Source organism: Streptomyces sp. H27-D2 (assembly GCF_035828615.1).
Taxonomy (GTDB): Bacteria; Actinomycetota; Actinomycetes; order Streptomycetales; family Streptomycetaceae; genus Streptomyces.
On sequence record NZ_JAYMZR010000083.1, the window covers coordinates 1 to 15,278 of the forward strand.

The 15,278-nt window shown below is 68.6% G+C and carries 13 protein-coding genes and 2 pseudogenes; 9 read left to right on the forward strand and 6 right to left on the reverse strand.

Annotation, left to right across the window (positions count from 1 at the left end; translation table 11 throughout):
- Positions 1-127: 127 nt before the first annotated feature.
- The 5 genes and pseudogenes from QMK28_RS26125 to QMK28_RS26145 all read left to right on the forward strand — a co-directional run.
- Positions 128-1,255 (forward strand): annotated as a pseudogene (locus QMK28_RS26125) (flavin-containing monooxygenase); the annotation flags it as partial.
- 20 nt (positions 1,256-1,275) lie between these two features.
- The gene (locus QMK28_RS26130) at positions 1,276-2,763 is read left to right on the forward strand and encodes an FAD-binding protein (protein ID WP_326442046.1); all 1,488 of its coding nucleotides are present in this window, start codon (positions 1,276-1,278) and stop codon (positions 2,761-2,763) included.
- A gap of 93 nt (positions 2,764-2,856) precedes the next feature.
- Positions 2,857-3,351, forward strand: coding sequence for an SRPBCC family protein (locus QMK28_RS26135; protein ID WP_326442047.1), 495 nt, complete (start codon positions 2,857-2,859; stop codon positions 3,349-3,351).
- Positions 3,348-4,238 carry an alpha/beta fold hydrolase gene (locus QMK28_RS26140; RefSeq protein WP_326442048.1) on the forward strand — a complete coding sequence of 297 codons (891 nt, stop codon included), beginning with the start codon at positions 3,348-3,350 and terminating at the stop codon, positions 4,236-4,238. Before QMK28_RS26135 ends, QMK28_RS26140 begins: the two co-directional genes overlap by 4 nt.
- A 7-nt stretch (positions 4,239-4,245) precedes the next feature.
- Positions 4,246-4,950 carry a 4'-phosphopantetheinyl transferase family protein gene (locus QMK28_RS26145; protein ID WP_326442049.1) on the forward strand — a complete coding sequence of 235 codons (705 nt, stop codon included), beginning with the start codon at positions 4,246-4,248 and terminating at the stop codon, positions 4,948-4,950.
- Here QMK28_RS26145 and QMK28_RS26150 read toward each other — a convergent pair.
- The 4 genes from QMK28_RS26150 to QMK28_RS26165 form a co-directional block, all read right to left on the reverse strand.
- Positions 4,913-5,905, reverse strand: coding sequence for an AraC family transcriptional regulator (locus QMK28_RS26150; protein ID WP_326442050.1), 993 nt, complete (start codon positions 5,903-5,905; stop codon positions 4,913-4,915). The two genes, QMK28_RS26145 and QMK28_RS26150, sit on opposite strands and share 38 nt — an antisense overlap.
- A 202-nt stretch (positions 5,906-6,107) precedes the next feature.
- A complete protein-coding gene (locus QMK28_RS26155; protein WP_326442051.1) occupies positions 6,108-6,665 on the reverse strand; it encodes an anthrone oxygenase family protein in 558 nt (185 codons plus the stop codon).
- 818 nt (positions 6,666-7,483) lie between these two features.
- Positions 7,484-8,326 (reverse strand): NmrA family NAD(P)-binding protein, encoded by an 843-nt coding sequence (locus tag QMK28_RS26160; RefSeq protein WP_326442052.1) that lies wholly within the window; start codon positions 8,324-8,326, stop codon positions 7,484-7,486.
- Positions 8,327-8,393: 67 nt separating this feature from the next.
- On the reverse strand, positions 8,394-8,630 hold the full coding sequence (locus QMK28_RS26165) for an NUDIX hydrolase (protein ID WP_326442075.1): 237 nt from the start codon (positions 8,628-8,630) through the stop codon (positions 8,394-8,396).
- A 151-nt stretch (positions 8,631-8,781) separates the two neighbouring features.
- Here QMK28_RS26165 and QMK28_RS26170 point away from each other — a divergent pair, with 151 nt between their 5' ends.
- The 4 genes and pseudogenes from QMK28_RS26170 to QMK28_RS26185 all read left to right on the forward strand — a co-directional run.
- Positions 8,782-9,162 (forward strand): DUF317 domain-containing protein, encoded by a 381-nt coding sequence (locus QMK28_RS26170; protein ID WP_326442053.1) that lies wholly within the window; start codon positions 8,782-8,784, stop codon positions 9,160-9,162.
- Positions 9,163-9,408: 246 nt separating this feature from the next.
- Positions 9,409-9,726 (forward strand): hypothetical protein, encoded by a 318-nt coding sequence (locus QMK28_RS26175; RefSeq protein ID WP_326442054.1) that lies wholly within the window; start codon positions 9,409-9,411, stop codon positions 9,724-9,726.
- 170 nt (positions 9,727-9,896) lie between these two features.
- Positions 9,897-10,460, forward strand: a complete 564-nt coding sequence (locus tag QMK28_RS26180; RefSeq protein WP_326442055.1) for a DUF317 domain-containing protein — start codon at positions 9,897-9,899, stop codon at positions 10,458-10,460.
- Between the two features lie 409 nt (positions 10,461-10,869).
- Positions 10,870-11,223, forward strand: a pseudogene (locus QMK28_RS26185) (transposase); the annotation flags it as partial.
- Positions 11,224-11,386: 163 nt separating this feature from the next.
- On the opposite strand, the gene QMK28_RS26190 reads toward QMK28_RS26185, so the two are convergent.
- Both QMK28_RS26190 and QMK28_RS26195 read right to left on the reverse strand, forming a co-directional pair.
- Positions 11,387-12,802 carry a M1 family metallopeptidase gene (locus QMK28_RS26190; protein ID WP_326442056.1) on the reverse strand — a complete coding sequence of 472 codons (1,416 nt, stop codon included), beginning with the start codon at positions 12,800-12,802 and terminating at the stop codon, positions 11,387-11,389.
- 331 nt (positions 12,803-13,133) lie between these two features.
- On the reverse strand, positions 13,134-15,218 hold the full coding sequence (locus QMK28_RS26195) for a trypsin-like serine protease (RefSeq protein WP_326442057.1): 2,085 nt from the start codon (positions 15,216-15,218) through the stop codon (positions 13,134-13,136).
- Positions 15,219-15,278: the final 60 nt, after the last annotated feature.

Consider the following 15,278-nt stretch of genomic DNA (forward strand, 5'->3'; position numbering starts at 1 on the left):
ACGCCTGGTCAGCCGCGGCCTGCTCCTCGAACCCGAACCCGGCCTGTTCACCCTGCCCCGACCGACTCCCTCCACGCCACGCACCGACTCAACCTGAAGCCCGACGAAGCATCACAGAACACCCTCTCAGAGCGAGTACACAGCCCAGATTCTGGTCACCGGCACCGGTTACCTGAGCGAGCCGGCCGTCCCTTCGCTGCGAGGTCTCGAGGACTTCGAGGGAAAGGTGTTCCACTCCTCCCGCTGGGACCACCGACATGATCTGGCCGACAAGCGCGTCGCTGTCATCGGCACTGGCGCCTCGGCCATCCAGTTCGTACCGAAGATCCAGCCAGAGGTTGGGCAGCTGGACCTTTACCAGCGCACCCCGCCGTGGATCGGCCCTAAGAACGACAAGCCCACCAGCGCCTTGCAGGCCAATCTGCTGCGCAGTGTGCCTGGCTACCAGAACTTCCGGCGCAACTTCAACATGTGGGGCCGTGAGGTCCTCGCGTTCGTCATGGCCCGTCCCAAGGTGGCCGGGAAGATGCAGAAGATGGCCAGCGACCATCTGAAGAAGAGCGTCAAGGACTTAACGCTGCGGGCCCGGCTTACTCCGGACTACGTCATGGCGTGCAAACGGCTGCTGTTCTCAGACACGTACTACCCGGCCATCGAGCAGCCCAACGTTGAGCTCATTACCGACGGCATCGACCACGTCCGGCCGAAGTCCATCGTCACGGCTGACGGTCGGGAGCGCGAGGTCGACACCATCATCCTGGGTACCGGTTTCCGTGCCGTCGACCGGCCGGTCGCGCAGCGAATCTGGGGCCGGGGCGGGGTGCAGTTGCGCGAGGCGTGGAGCGAGGGCATGTCCGCGCACCGCGGTACGACGGTCGCGGGCTTCCCCAACCTCTTCATGTTGCTCGGCCCCAACACGACGCTCGGGCATTCCTCGCAGGTCGTGATGATAGAGGCGCAGATCGCGTACGTGCTCGACGCGCTGAAGCACATGGACAGGCGCGGCCTGTCCAGCGTCGAGGTGCGCAAGGAGGCCCAGGACACCTACAACAAGCAGTTGGACGCGCGTCTGGACGGCACCGTGTGGAATGCCGGCAACTGCAAGAGCTGGTACCTCGACAGCAGCGGCCGCAACCCCTCGATCTGGCCCACCTACACCTGGCGGTTCCGTCGCCAGACCAAGCGCTTCGACCTGCAGGAATACCAGCTCGCCAGCACTGTCGATGCCGGGAGGCCGACCGTGAAGCACGCATGACGAACGGGAGACGGACGCAGATGAATAGCAGCGCCCTTTCGCGCCGCAAAGTCCTCGGTGGCATGGCCGCAGCCGTCGTGGGCTGGAGCGCGGCCACCCAGTCGTGGGCAACCGCGGCCGAGGTGACAGGCGGCGCCACCGTGGCGGCCCTGCCGCCCCTGGACGGACAGCTAGAGACCTCACCGGCCTCCGTCGCCTCGTTCAGTAAGGACTTCGGGAACCTGGTGACGGCGACCCCGTGGGCTGTGTTGCGGCCCGGCTCGGTGCAGGACATCGTCAAGATGGTCAACTACGCCCGGGCCAACGCTCTGAAGATCGCCATGAATGGACGCAGTGGCACCGGCACAGATCTTGAATCGCACTCCTGCTACGGGCAGGCGGCAGTACCCGGCGGTATCTCGATCGATGCCCGCGGACTGTCGAAGGTCTGCAGTATCAGCTCCACCAGCGCCGTGGTGGAGGCGGGCGTCACTTGGGCGCAGCTCACAGACGCCGCCCTGGCCCAAGACAAGACCCCGCCGGCGCTCACCGACTATCTGCATCTGTCGGTCGGCGGCACACTGAGCGTCGGCGGCGTCGGTGGCACCGTGCAGAAGTACGGCCTTCAGGTCGACACGGTCCAGTCGGTCGATGTCGTCACCGGTGACGGGCAGCTGGTCACCGCCTCTTCGTCGACACGGCCGGATCTGTTCAACGCGGTGCTGGCAGGGGGCGGTCAAGCAGGGATCATCGTCCGCGCGAAGATCAAGCTGATACCGGCACCCGCCCGGGCACTCGTCTTCAGCCTTTTCTACAACGACCTGGCGACATACCTCGCCGACCAGGAGAAGCTCCTGACGGACGGCCGGTTCGGCGGGCAGGTCGGTGAAATGCCGCGCCGGCCCGACGACTCGGGCTGGCGCTACAAGCTGGAGGCGGTGGCATATTACTCATCCGCCAAGGCCCCGGACCGGGCCGCGCTGCTGGCGGGGCTCCGCGACGACCGTGCGTCCGCGGTGATCGAGGACTTCACCTACCGGGACTACACTTTCCGACTCGACGCGTTCGAGGCGTATCTGAAGGAGGGCGACTACTGGGGCCAGCCGAAGCCCTGGCTGAGCTTGTTCTTGCCGGCGTCCAGGACCAAGGCGTTCATGGACCAGGTCGCCGCCGAGCTCACCCCGGGCGACCTGGGCGGCGGTTTCCTGCTGGTGTATCCGTACCGCACGTCCAAGCTCACCCGTCCGCTGGCGGTGCAGCCCAACGAGTCGGTCGGCTACCTCTTCGACCTGCTGCGGTTCCCCGCCCCGGGGGCCACGGACATCCAGCGGATGCTCGACCAGAATCGGCGCCTGTACGACAAGGCCGTGGCGCTGGGCGCCAAGCGCTATCTGGTCGGCGCCATCCCCGGAATGACCCCGGCCGAGTGGAAGCAGCACTTCGGCTCCAGATGGGAGGCCTTCGTGAACGCCAAGCGGCGTTACGACCCGGCCAACATCCTCACTCCCGGTCAGGGCTTCTTCTCCTGACCGGGGCCGACTGGCCGGTCTCCGCCTGCCCTTCGGGACACGCCTGAGACACGTCCGAACCGATCCGACCGCGCCGCACACAGGGAGACTGGCATGAACGGCTACGACATCATCGACGAGGCGGTTGTCGACGCTCCTGCGGGAGTCGTCTGGGACGCGCTCGTCGCCGAGTTCCGCGGCGCCGCCCGCTGGTGGGTCCCGTACAACACTTTCTCGTCCACCTCCGGTACACCCGACGGTGCGGGGGGCGAGGTCCGTGTGACGGTTCACACCAAAGGTGTTGGCAACGGCGGCCTCAAGCTCCGTTTCACCTCCCGCACGGAGTCCGTCGACCCTGGCCGCCGGCTGGCCGTGGAGTATGTCGACGGGGTCTTCCGGGGCCCGAGCGAGTTCGTCCTGGAACCGGTGGACGAGGGGCGGCGCACCCGGATCGCCATGCACTTCCGGGGGCGTCCGCACGGCTGGCTGAAACTGCTGGCGCGTGTCGCCGATATCGGCGCGGAGCACTCGAGGGCGACGCTTGCCGCGTTCGTCGCCCTCGAGGCGTACCTGGCCAAGGACCGGGTAGCGGGCGGGAGTCCGCGATGAGCAGTCGTACGACAGCGGCTCCGGCCGCCGCCGCTGCCGTGAGGGTCACGACCACGGAGACCACGGTACGTACGGACGACGGCGCCGAGCTCGCCGTCACCGTCCTCGGCCCGCTGACGGCGCCGTCCGGTGTGACGGTCGTGCTGTCTCACGGCTGGGCGGCGCGCCGCCGGGTCTGGGGCACGGTCGCTGACCGGCTGATTCGCGTGGGCCACCGGGTCGTGCTCTACGACCAGCGCGGCCACGGTGCCTCTGGGCTCGGTCGCGAGCCGATCAGTATCGGCCGGCTCGGTGCGGACTTCGCCGCGGTGCTGAACGAGGCGGACGTCGGGAAGGTGGGGAGCACCCTGGCCGTGGGGCACTCCGGCGGTGGCTTCGCTGTCCTGGCGTACGCGGCCGCCGACCCGCGGGACGCCGCTGTGCGGCTGCGCGGGCTGGTGCTGCTGGGCACGGCGGCCCACGACCAGGACACCCCTGACAGCGAAGTACGCATGATGGGCAGCACCCTGTTCTCCCGGGCTCTGTCACAGCCGGCGCTCGGTCGGCGCCTACTGAGGCGGACCATGGGCAAGCGGCCCGACCCGGCCTCTATGGAAGTGAACCGACAGATGTTCGCGGCGACTTCGCCTCGGGTACGCGCCGACTGCTTCCTTTCCTCGCGCGGGATGGACCTGCGTGCGGAACTGGCGATGGTGGAGGTACCGGCCGTGGTGCTCACGGGCGACCGCGACCGGGTTATCTTGCCTGACCTCGGCGGCACGGTCGCCGAGGCGCTGCCGAACGCCCGCTTCGAACGGCTACCCGGCACTGGGCACATGCTGCCGCTGGAGGCGCCGGACGCGGTCGTCCTCGCCGTTGCGGAACTGGCCGAGCGGCCGCACCGGTAGCGGCGCCGTGATCGAAGAGATCCTTCCCCCGGGCGTCAGGTCGGCCGAAGCGTTCGACGACCTGGCACCCGCGCCGCTCTTCCCCGAGGAGGCGGCGCTGATGGCAGAACGTCGGCCCGGGCGACGTCGGCAGTTCGCCACAGCCCGCGCGTGTGCCCGGCGTTCGCTCGGCGAACTCGGCTTCGCCTCCAGACCGTTGCTGCCGGCCGGGGGTGGAGCACCGCAGTGGCCCGACGGTGTGGTGGGCAGCATCACCCACTGCGACGGCTACCGGGCCGCTGTGGTGGCCCGGTCGGTGGAGGTGGCCGCGCTCGGCATCGACGCGGAGCCCGCGCTTCCGCTCCCGCATGGCGTGCTGAGCCTGGTCTCTTCCCCCGCCGAGCGGGCGCTGCTGGAGCGGCTGGCCGCCCACGGGACCGGGGTGTGCTGGGATCGGCTGCTGTTCTCCGCGAAGGAAGCCGTGTACAAGGCCTGGTACCCGGGGGCCCGGCAGTGGCTGGGGTTCCGGGACGTCCACGTGGAGATTGGCCTTGCCGGTACTTTCGCCGCACTGCTGCACCCCGCCGACCCAGTCCCTGTCGCCTACAGACGGTTCACGGGTCAGTGGCTGGTGCGCAACGGGTTGCTGCTCACCGTGGTCTCAAGGACCGCGGGTACCGACCCGCGGCGCGACGTCAGCTCGGGAGCACCAGGGTCTGCGACGGCGTACTGACCGGCTCGGCGTGCACTGCCGCACCGCCGCTGCGGTACTCCTGGGGGCTCATTCCGCGGACGCGCTTGAAGGCGGTGCTCAGCGCGAAGGCTCCGCTGTAGCCGACCTGCCGGGCCACCGTGGCCACCGTGGCATCCGGCTCCCGCAGCAGGTCGGCGGCGAGCGCGAGCCGCCAGCCGGTGAGGTACGCCTTCGGGGGCTCGCCGACGATCTCGCTGAACCGCCGGGCCAGACCGGCGCGGGAGACACCGACCTTGATCGCGAGCGACTCCACAGTCCAACCGTGGGCCGGGTTTTCGTGCATCAGGCGCAGCGCCGGGCCGACCACGGGGTCGCTCTGGGCGCGGTACCAGGCGGGGGCGTCGGAGCTGGGGGTGGCGAGCCAGATGCGCAGGACGCCGATTAGCAGCAGGTCGAGCAGCCGGTCGAGGACCAGTTCCTGGCCGGGCTCGTCCTTGCCAATCTCCTCGGCGAGCAGCCGTATGAGTGTGTTGTCCCCGGCTCCGGCAGGTCGCACCAGCAGCGTGGGCAGTGCGTTGAGGAGGCGTCGGCCAATCTCGCTGGGCGCCCGGTAGGTGCCGCTGAGCATAGCCGAGGAGCCTTCCTGGCTGTCGTCGCCCCAGGTGCGTACACCCAGCGTCATCGAGTCGGTGACATCCTCGCCACCGGTGGTGTTGCAGCGCTGCTCCGGCCCGACAACGATCTGAACGGGCGTCTCGCGTTCGTCGGCGATGGTGTACGGCTCGGGGCCGCGCATCACAGCGACGTCACCAGGGTGCAGCAGGGCAGGAGTTCCGTTGTCCGGGAGCACCCACGCGTCGCCGTGCACCATGGTTACCACGGAGATCGGCGCCCGGTCCTCGACTCGGAGGGCCCAGGGCGGGCTGAAGACCGACTTCAGCAGGAACGCTCCGCGGGCCTTCGGTCCTTCCAGCAGAGCTGCAAGTGTGTCCATGCCAACCAATCTAGACGAACCCACATTAATTAACACCGTTTCATCCGCGCTCCTCTCAGTTTCCCGCCGGAGAGGATGTGCCGTGACACACGGCGAGACGGCACGGCACGCGGGCATGGACGCGCCCGCCCTCCCCACGGGGGATCGGTTGGAGGGCGGGCGCGGTCGAAGGGGCGGGGCGGGGGCCCGCCGGGCGGTCGGCTCAGGCCTGCGCCCCCCTGCCGTGCAGGGTCAGGGCGCGGCCGAGGGCGGCCAGGGCGGCCGTGCAGGCCAGGGTGCGGGCGACATTCGAGGCCGTCCACACACCCTTGAACTTGCCCCGGAAGGCGCCGAGATCGGCGATCGTCTCCGGGCTCCCGGCACGTGCCAGTTCGTTGTTGATCGGCATGTTGACGCCCACCGTGAGGATCACGGACGTGGTGTAGAGGGCGAGGGCACCCCAGGTCCAGCGCGCGGCCGACCGTCGGCCAAGGCACTGCTGGAGGTAGGCTGCGACGCCGGTGGCGAGGAACGCGCCGACGAAGACGAGTCCGAACAGACCCTTCTCGATCTCCGCGTTGATGTTCTGCATAGCAGTCACGTACGTACGATCGTCACCGCGGTCGAGCCCGGGCAGGACGGAGACGTCGAAGGCGAAGTAAATCCCCGCAATGAGGCCCGTGCCGACGGCCGAGGCGACGAGTACAGGTCCGGCCGCCGCGCTGCGTTTGTCCGCAGTGGCCTGCGGACGATGGCTGACGGTCCCCTGGGCAGTGTGCATCGGACTTCCTTCTTGGTCGTAGGACCAGCGCGTCCCCCGTCAGGGAAGACCGTGCCAGGTGGAGCGGCGCCGGAATCCGGCTCAGGCCGAGCGGGACACTGCGGCGAGCGTGCGCTCGTAGCGTCGGCAGAGCACTGTGTTGCCGATCAGTCGCACGGGCGGCGGGATGGTGGCAGCGACCTGCGCCACCGAATTGTCTGCCTGCCGTCAATCACCCCGGGCTGGAGGTACGTCATGATCTTGAGCGGGGCACTGGCGATCACCTTCCGCTCGACTGCGGGGTAGTTGTCGGCGGTGATCCGGGCGAAGGTGGGAAGGCGACCGTCTTCTCGTCCCGGAGGTGAACGTGCAGGACAGTGTCGAACCGGGCCCCGCCGAGGCCCACTGCGGCGGGGCCCGGTTCGACACCAGGGCCGCCGTCATAGCCTCGTCGAGCACCACGTGGTCGGCACCTGGTGTCTGCGCCCCGCCGGTGAACTGCGGTACTGGGGCCAGCAGTCCGGGTCAGAGCACGTCGTCCTCGCTGCGGTGGTGCCAGTCGATGACGTCGCGCAGCCGGTGCCATCAGTAACTGACCGGGCCGAGCCCGGCCGCAGACAGCATGGGCGTCGCGGTGACGAGTCTGCGGGGCTCGCCGCATCGCGACGTGCATCAGCATGAAGCCGTGGAGGTGCGCGGATGGGGTGCCGAGGCCCTGCGCGCTCGACATAGGGTACTCATGGCCACCTCCACATGAACCGAGTCGGTCGCCCTCCAAGACGGCAGTTGCCGCAGCGGGCGGTCCCCCGCGCTGGCAACTGCCGTCGTGCGGTGCGTGGTCAGACGTTCCAGACGCCGCTGGCGGCGGCGGTGCGGGCAAACTCGGTGAAGTCCCGGGGCTTGCGGCCCAGGGCCTCCTCCACTCCGTGCACGAGGTGGGCGTTGCGCCCGTCGAGGATCAGGCCGAACAGGTCGGCGAACTCGACCGGCAGACCGTTCTCCTGAAGTACTGCCCGGTAGTCGTCGAGCGTGACCGGGGCGTAACTGATCTCCCGGCCGGTGGCCTTGGAGAGCTCTGTGGCTACCTCGTGGAAGCTCAGTAGCCGGGGCCCGGAGAGCTCGTAGGTCTTGCCGATGTGCTTGTCGTCGGTGAGCGCGGCCACGGCAACGTCCGCGATGTCGTCCGCGTCCACGAACGGCTCCACCGCGTCCCCGGTCGGCAGGGCGATCTCGCCGCCGAGCACGAGATCGAGGAAAAAGCTCTCGTTAAAGTTCTGGTTGAACCAACTCGCCCGGACGATCGTCCAGTCGGCGCCGGACTCCTTCAGCTTGTTTTCGCTGATCTGGGCACCTTCCTCACCGCGGCCGGAGAGCAGCACCAGGCGGCGTGCCCCCTTGGCAACGGCGAGCTTGGAGAACTCGCCCACGGTCTCGGCAGCACCGGGGAAGGCGAGGTCAGGGTAGTAGGTGACATAGATGGCGCCGACGCCCTCCAGCGCGGCCTCCCAGGTGGCGGGGTCTTCCCACACGAAGGGCGTCTCGCCGGCGCGTGATCCGACCCGGACCGGCAGTCCACGCGCCGTGAGGCGCTCCGCGACCCTGCGTCCGGTCTTGCCGGTGCCGCCGATGACCAGCGTCGTCTTCGTCTCGGTTACCTGTGTGTTCTGCGTGTTCTGGGTCATGGGACCAGCCAAGTCCAGTTCGGCGAGACGGGCCATAGCCGCAAAGCTCAATTCCATATCCATGCGTCTATATCTCGGGCATGGACGCTGCGCGGGAAGTGCGGCCGCAGCATGAGTCCGGGCACCGTAAGCACGCCGTTTGCCGTGTGAAATGGAAAGAACAACCGAAGGCGGCCCGCAGCCCTGTCTCCTCGGCCAGTTCGCGGCAGACGGCGTCCACCGGCATCTCGCCCACATCGACCAGACCGGCGGGCAGGTCGGTGATCGTCGTGTGGTGCAGGTAGCGGGCTCCCCCCCGGGGCAGCTGCTCGCACGGTCAGTCCGGGGTCCGGCTGCGTCGAGCAGTTCGCCGACGGCAGACGCGAAAGCCGTCCAACCGGCTGGCGAATCATGGCAGAAGCATGTCAAGGTTGGTGTCTTCCCCGGAAAACCGCAGGTCACAGAAGGGGTTGCCCATGACCGTGGATCTCGCCCGGCCCGGATTCTCCACCACCGTCCAGGCGCTGCGGCTGCGGACCTGGCAGCTGGGCGCCGGCCAGCCGACCTTGGTCCTGGACCAGTTCCGCGACGAGGACTTCCAGCTCGTCGTCGACGACCGGTCCGATGTCCACATCAACTCCCGCGACGGCCGTTTCTACCTCGGCTGGTTCCCCCACGGCCGCTCCGGCCCGGACGGCGAGGGCTGGAAGGTAGCGGTCGCCGGCACCGCCGAGGTCCCCGGCTACCACGTCGCGTTCGCCACCGAGACCCCGGCGGAGATCGTCGCCGCCGCCGTGGCCACCGTGCTGGCTGCATCCCACCCGGCCCGCCCCTCGGCAAGCGGCGCCACCACATGACGGAGCGGACGGCGCACACCGCCTCGCCCTGAACGTCGCGTCGGCGAAGAACGGGACCCAGCCCGTCATCCCCGGAACCGCGTGGCCCGGGGCCGATGCCCGGGCTTCCCTGGCCGTCGCCACCTCCGCCGTGCAGCTCCGAGGCCGGCTGCTCCTGGCCGCCGTACTCCGCTGCGCAACACGGCTTTCATGCCCGGACGGCTGCTTTCAGCCCGTCCTGGCACCCGCCACCCGAAGGAGAACCTCTTGCACCCGGATATCACCGTCGGTGAGTTCATCGACCGCCTGTCCGCCTATGACCGCGACGCGGTGCTGCGGCTGGCCATCAACCCGCACTTCCCCATGGCCCACCGCGTCGGCGACCTCATCGAGGCCACCGACGCGGCGGGCCGGCCGGTGGTGTTCCTCGCCGAGACGGGCCAGCAGGACTACCTGCCGCCCACCGTCGCCCAGGCCCTGACGTGGCACCCGCCGACCGTGGTCCCGCTCCGCACCCGGCGCGCCGTGGCCCGCCCGCGCGACGGCGACGGACCGGGCCCGCAGCCCAACGGGAGGCACTCCTGAACCCGCAGCACCCTCTCGGCCCGCCCACCCCCGATTCCGGCGAATCCGGGTCCTGGGTCACGCCCCGCCACCTCGCCGGCGACGACGGCCGACTGGCCGAGCAGGTCGGCTCCGCACTCACCGGCGCCGGCTGGTCGTGCTGGACCACCGCCCGGCGCACCCTGATCCACGTGAGCCCGGACGCGCTGCGCGGCGCCGAGTGGGTCCTGGCCGATGAACCGCTCCAGCTCGGCGGGCTGCCGGTCGCCTGGGAAATCTCCGCCCGCACGGAGCCCGACCAGGCCCTCGTGGCGTGGACCGCGTACTTCACCACCGGTCTCCCGCCCGAGTCCCTGGCCGCGTTCGCGCTGGCCCTGGACGCCCGGGCCGACCCGGCGTCCGGCGTCGACGGCCCCGAGAGCGTGCTCGCCGAGCTGACGGCGCGGGGCTGGAGACCGGACGAGCACCACCCCGGCACCACCGCATGGGACATCCAGCTGACCTCGTGCTTCACCCTGTGTACGCTGCCCGCGCTGATCGAGGACCAGGACCCCCGCACGGAGCTCGCCGGCTGGCAGGCATGGGCCGAACCCGCCGTCGGCCGACCGTACTTGTGGTGCGCGATGTTCAGCCACTCCACGCCGCACGACCTCGTGGCCGCCTTCGCCACAGCGCTCACCTCCCCATCCCCGGTCCTGCGCCGCCGGCTGCCCGAGAGCGCCGAAAGCCAACTCACCCTCACCCTGCCGAGCTGAGCGGACCGCCGCCGGCGGCGCAGGCCCGCACCGGCCACCCCCGCTGTGGGCGCGCCCGTCTTCTCAGCCGAAACGGACCACTCCAGGCGCGGCTGAACGTTGCACAGGGCGGCTCGACCTCGCATTTGTCCAGGGACTTCAAGGAGCGTCCCTTGTCCGGGAAATGGGCAGAGTCGTGGCAGCGCGGCGGTCGACCTGGGCCATCCGACAGACCGGACGAGGAATACGCCCCAGAAGAAAAGCCGGGGGCGGGAGAACTCCTGCCCCCGGGGTCGGGCTCGGCGATCGACCTGAACGCGGCACAGGGGGTGAGAGGGCTCAGAAGCCAGCCAGGCCGGCAGCCTTGGCGATTGTCTCGGCGTGGAAGGACGGCTCGAACGGGCTCGGTTTCCAGCCGGTCAGCTGCTGGAGTGCGATCGCCGAGTTGGAGCTGCGGCACCGCCGCCGGGCACGGTGCGAGGACCGGATTCGCCATGCCTGGGCCACCGGCCTGCGCAACCTTGCCCTGCACGGCTTCGCGCACAACCAGGTCTGGCTGGAGATCATCTCCTTCGCCCTGGGCCTGCTGGCCTGGCCTGCGATGCTCGCCCTGACCGGCGCCGCCCGCCGCTGGGAACCCAAACGCCTCCGCCTGCGACTGCTCGCCGCAGCCGCCCAGTCGGCCACCACCCGCCGCAGGCTGAAGCTCATCCGCACCTGGCCCCGGAGCGACATCATCACCACCGCCCTCGACCGGCTCCAAATCCTGCCCAACCCCGGCTGACCAGCCACTCCACCCGACCCAACGAGCAGCATCACCACCCCGGAGCCGTGGAATCCGAGGCCCACCCGGCGCGCCAGCCGGGCCACTCGGCGCTGCCCCATTCCGCTCGCGAAAGCCGAAACGGCCCGCCGGGAAACCAGCGGACCGTCACGAAAGATCGAGCTTAGGCGGCTGACGGTTTCCCCTCGCCGTATAGCCAGGCGTCAAAGATGTCGGACAAATCCTTTTCCGTGCTCTCTTCGCACAGCTTGGTGAACTGTTTGGTGTCGGCGTTCGTGTGGCGGTGCTGTGCCGCCCATTTCTTCAGGATGGCGAAGAATGTTTCGTCGCCGACTGTCTTGCGTACCTTGTGCAGCGTCATCGCGCCCCGGCCGTAGACCGAAGCCTCTGAAACAACCTTGGCACTCGGAGGGCTGGCCGGCGGGAAGTCCCAGATGCCCGGGCTCTCGTCGTCGCTGCCGTCGTAGAAGTCGTCGAAGGTCTCCTGCGTGGTCCTCCCGCCCTGCTTCTCCTCCCACATCCACTCGGCGTAGGTCGCGAAGCCCTCGTTCAGCCACATGTCCCCCCATGCGCGTGGCGTAACGGAATTGCCGAACCACTGGTGCGCCAGTTCATGCACCACCAGCGTGTCGTCGGGGGCTTCGTAGAAGTACGGTTTGGTCTGGGTCTCCAGTGCGTAGCCGAGATCGGGGAGGTGGTCGACCACGGCCCCGGCGGAAGAGAAGGGGTACGGGCCGAAGAGGCCGCTCGCCCAGTCGAGTACCTCCGGCACCAACTCCGATATACCGGCGGCGTCTTCGGTCTCATCCGGATCGGTGGCAATGTAGATGGGCAGGCCGTCTTCCGTCTCGCTGATGGAGAGGTCGAAGCTGCCGACGACCACGCTCGCGACATAGCTCGCCATGGGCTCGGCGCTGTGCCAGCGGGTGGTGGTATGGCCACCCTTGATGTCCTGATGCGTCAACTCGCCGTTGCTGACTGCTTTGTAGACGTTAGGGACGGTCACAGAGATGTCGTACGTGGCCTTGTCGGACGGATGGTGATTGCCCGGGAACCAGGTCATGGAACCGGTCGGCTCTCCGAGCGCTGTCGAGCCGTCGTCCGTTTCGATCCACCCGCCGTCGGTCCCGTCGACATCAGTGATGGCCTTGGGGATGCCGTCGTACTCGACGGTGACCTTGAAGATTTTCCCGTCCTCGATCGGGCGGGCCGGCGTGAGCGTCAGCTCGTTCTTCTCACGGGCGATGGGAGCGCTCGCGCCGTCGACCGTGGCACTGCGCACCTTGAGCCCGGCGAAGTCGAGATTGAACCGGCTCAGGACCTGCGTCGACCGGGCCGTGATCACTGCGGTGCCGGTCAGGCGGTTGCCCTCGGGAGAGTAGTCAAGCGTCAGTCCGTAGTGCGAGACGTCATACCCGCCGTTGCCCGCGGTGGGGAAGAGCCGGTCGCCGATTCCGGCTGCGCCAGGCTTCGCGGCCTTGACGCTCTTGTCGTGCGGAGCAGGGGCGGTGCAGGAGGTGACCGTGGCGAGAAATGCCGCGGCGAGCAGGGGGTACGAGCGCGACAGCCGGGGGGACATGATGGCTCCTGGAGTTCTTCGGGTGTTGCCCCGAAGCGACAGTATGCGTTTCCACCCCCTGTGCCTTCGGTTCCGCTCCGCCGGCCGGCCGAGGGCCTGCGTGGCAGCGCCGCACAGTGGATACAGCGAACATGGATGAACGACGCGCGGGGCAACGCGTGGTGGCTGCTTCTCTGTCCCCCCAGTCGGTGTTCTGTGTACACACGGAACACCGACTGGGCGCGGGACAGAGAGCCCGAGACGAAATAGCCTATGCATCGCTCCCCTTGACATCGCAGCTCGGAGCTGAGGCGACGGAAAGGTTATTCTCTGCCCGGCCCTTACGGCAGGATCATGCGGGCGCTACGAGCCGGTGCTCTGTGCCGATGCCGCTGGCGTTGCCGTCGGCGTAGAGGGTGAGCTCGCCGTCCGACCAGCGCACGATGGTGTCATCGGCCCAGGGGTTGTCGGTGAAGTCACCGCCGCTGACCAGGAGGGCGTGCTTCCACAGGTCGTTCGGGGCCCTCCACTTGTGCTCGCGCCACGAGGAACCGGTGCCCGTGAAGTCCTGGTAGTGCGTGAGTTCGCCGTCCGACCAGCGCACGATCAGGTCCCAGGTGTCATCGCCCGCGTAGTCGCCCGCAGTGATCTGGATAGCGTGCTTCCAAGTACCGGCCGGCGAGACGACCTTGATCTCCTTACCGAGCTTCTTGTTGTCGCCGGTGTTCTGGTAGACCGTGACTTCACCGTCCGACCAGCGTACGACGAGGTCGTCCTGCCACTTATTGCCGCCGAAGCGGCCCGCGGTCATCGCCTCGGCGTGCTTCCAGGTGCCGTTGGGGGTGGCCAGCTGGTACTCGCCGTGGAAGCCCTTCTCGTCGACCGACGGGTACAGCGTCACCTCGCCGTCCGACCAGCGGACGATGAGGTCGGAGCCGTTGTCGCCGGTGAAGTCCCCCGCGACGACCTGCTTGGCGTGGTTGCGCCACAGCTCGTTGGGGCCCTGGACCTTGAACTCCTTGTCGAAGTAGTTCTTGCCCTTGCCCGCACCGCGGTAGATGCTCAGCTCGGCGTCCGACCACATGACGAACATGTCCGTCCGGTCCTCGGAGACCGGGCCGTTGAGTGCGACGTAGCCGTTGGCGATGGCCTTGGCGTGCTTCCACGTACCGGCCCCCGGCAGCACCGGGTCGGTCATGGGCGGCGGGTTGATGCTGGCCGGCTGTTTGCCCGCCTTCGCGGCCTCGTAGATCCGCTTGACCTCATTGTCGAAATAGGACGAGTACGAGGTGTTGGCGCTGTGGCCGCCGGTCATCCAGCCGCCGGTGACGCCGATCAGCTTGGGCGACTCACTGCCCGCGGTGATGAAGGGCCCGCCGGAGGTGCCGCCGACGTAACCGTCGCAGTGGATCTCGGTGAAGGTGCCGCCGCGCCAGAGTCGGCCGCCGCTGTCCTTGGCGGTGCCGGTGGTGTACTTCTTCGCCGGCGTGGTGCAGCTGAGCGGGTCCTGCTTCGGCTTGTAGTTGCCGCCGCCGTACAGATACGGGTATCCGATGGCGTGCACGGTGTGGCTGAAGCCGGTGCTGAAGCCCATCGGGATCGACCCGACGACGTTCTCGACCTTCTTGCCGTCGCTGCGCGGCTCGGTGGCCAGGAACGCGACGTCGACGTCGGTGAAGTTCTCCTCGCTCTTCTTCGACCCGGTGTAACCGGGGTCCTTCACGATCGCACCCTTCTTGATGGGGTACATGCCGTGCGGCATCGGGGCCTTCGCGCTGTGCTGCGGCACGAAGATCAAGTTTTCCTTCTGGTCATTGCTGTCGAAGCAGTGCGCGGCGGACGCGACCAGGTTCTTACGCGGGGACGGGACGACGGTGCCACCGCAGAAGCGGTAGTCATAGCGGTCCGGGTAGTCGTTGCCCGCCTTCTGAGCCCAGTAGAAGGTGCCGACTTCCTTGATGCCCTTAAAGGTGTGCGAGGGCGACCGCAGCATGTCCTCGCGCCGCGGGGCCGCTTCCTCGGTCTTCCCGTCCTTCTTGGCCCGGTCCATGGCCGCGGCCTCACGGGCCTGCTGTTCCTCGACCGGCTTGGCCTGGGCCATGCGTTCCGGGGTCCAGAACTTCTCCAGCTTGCGGGCCAGATCCAGGGCCGAGTCGCTGTCGGGCTCCGCTGTGGAGGGATCCGGGATGGCGCTCGTAGTCGGCGTAGGCGTGGCTTCCGGGGCAGGAGAAGCCTCGGCCGATGAAGGCGGTGTGGTCGCGGACGGTGTGGCCTGCGCTTTGGGCGTGTCCAGTGCCTCAGGGACGCCCGTCGCCGAGGAGCCGGCCGATGACGCAGAGGTGGGCGGCGTGGGGCCCGAAGTGGCCCATGCCGGTCCGGCCGTGGTCAGCACCGCGGCTGCAGCGGCGAGCGTAGCCAGGCTGCGTCTTATTCTCAAGGTGGTTCCTCCACGGAAGCGAGCCTCGACAGTCCGAGGCCCGATTGGTCTAGATCAACG

Excerpts from the sequence above, each read along its gene's own strand:
- QMK28_RS26155 (WP_326442051.1), bottom strand. The coding sequence starts at position 6,665 with ATGCACACTGCCCAGGGGACCGTCAGCCATCGTCCGCAGGCCACTGCG.
- QMK28_RS26135 (WP_326442047.1), top strand. The coding sequence starts at position 2,857 with ATGAACGGCTACGACATCATCGACGAGGCGGTTGTCGACGCTCCTGCG.
- QMK28_RS26150 (WP_326442050.1), bottom strand. The coding sequence starts at position 5,905 with ATGGACACACTTGCAGCTCTGCTGGAAGGACCGAAGGCCCGCGGAGCG.
- QMK28_RS26170 (WP_326442053.1), top strand. The coding sequence starts at position 8,782 with ATGACCGTGGATCTCGCCCGGCCCGGATTCTCCACCACCGTCCAGGCG.
- QMK28_RS26160 (WP_326442052.1), bottom strand. The coding sequence starts at position 8,326 with ATGACCCAGAACACGCAGAACACACAGGTAACCGAGACGAAGACGACG.
- QMK28_RS26140 (WP_326442048.1), top strand. The coding sequence starts at position 3,348 with ATGAGCAGTCGTACGACAGCGGCTCCGGCCGCCGCCGCTGCCGTGAGG.
- QMK28_RS26130 (WP_326442046.1), top strand. The coding sequence starts at position 1,276 with ATGAATAGCAGCGCCCTTTCGCGCCGCAAAGTCCTCGGTGGCATGGCC.
- QMK28_RS26190 (WP_326442056.1), bottom strand. The coding sequence starts at position 12,802 with ATGTCCCCCCGGCTGTCGCGCTCGTACCCCCTGCTCGCCGCGGCATTT.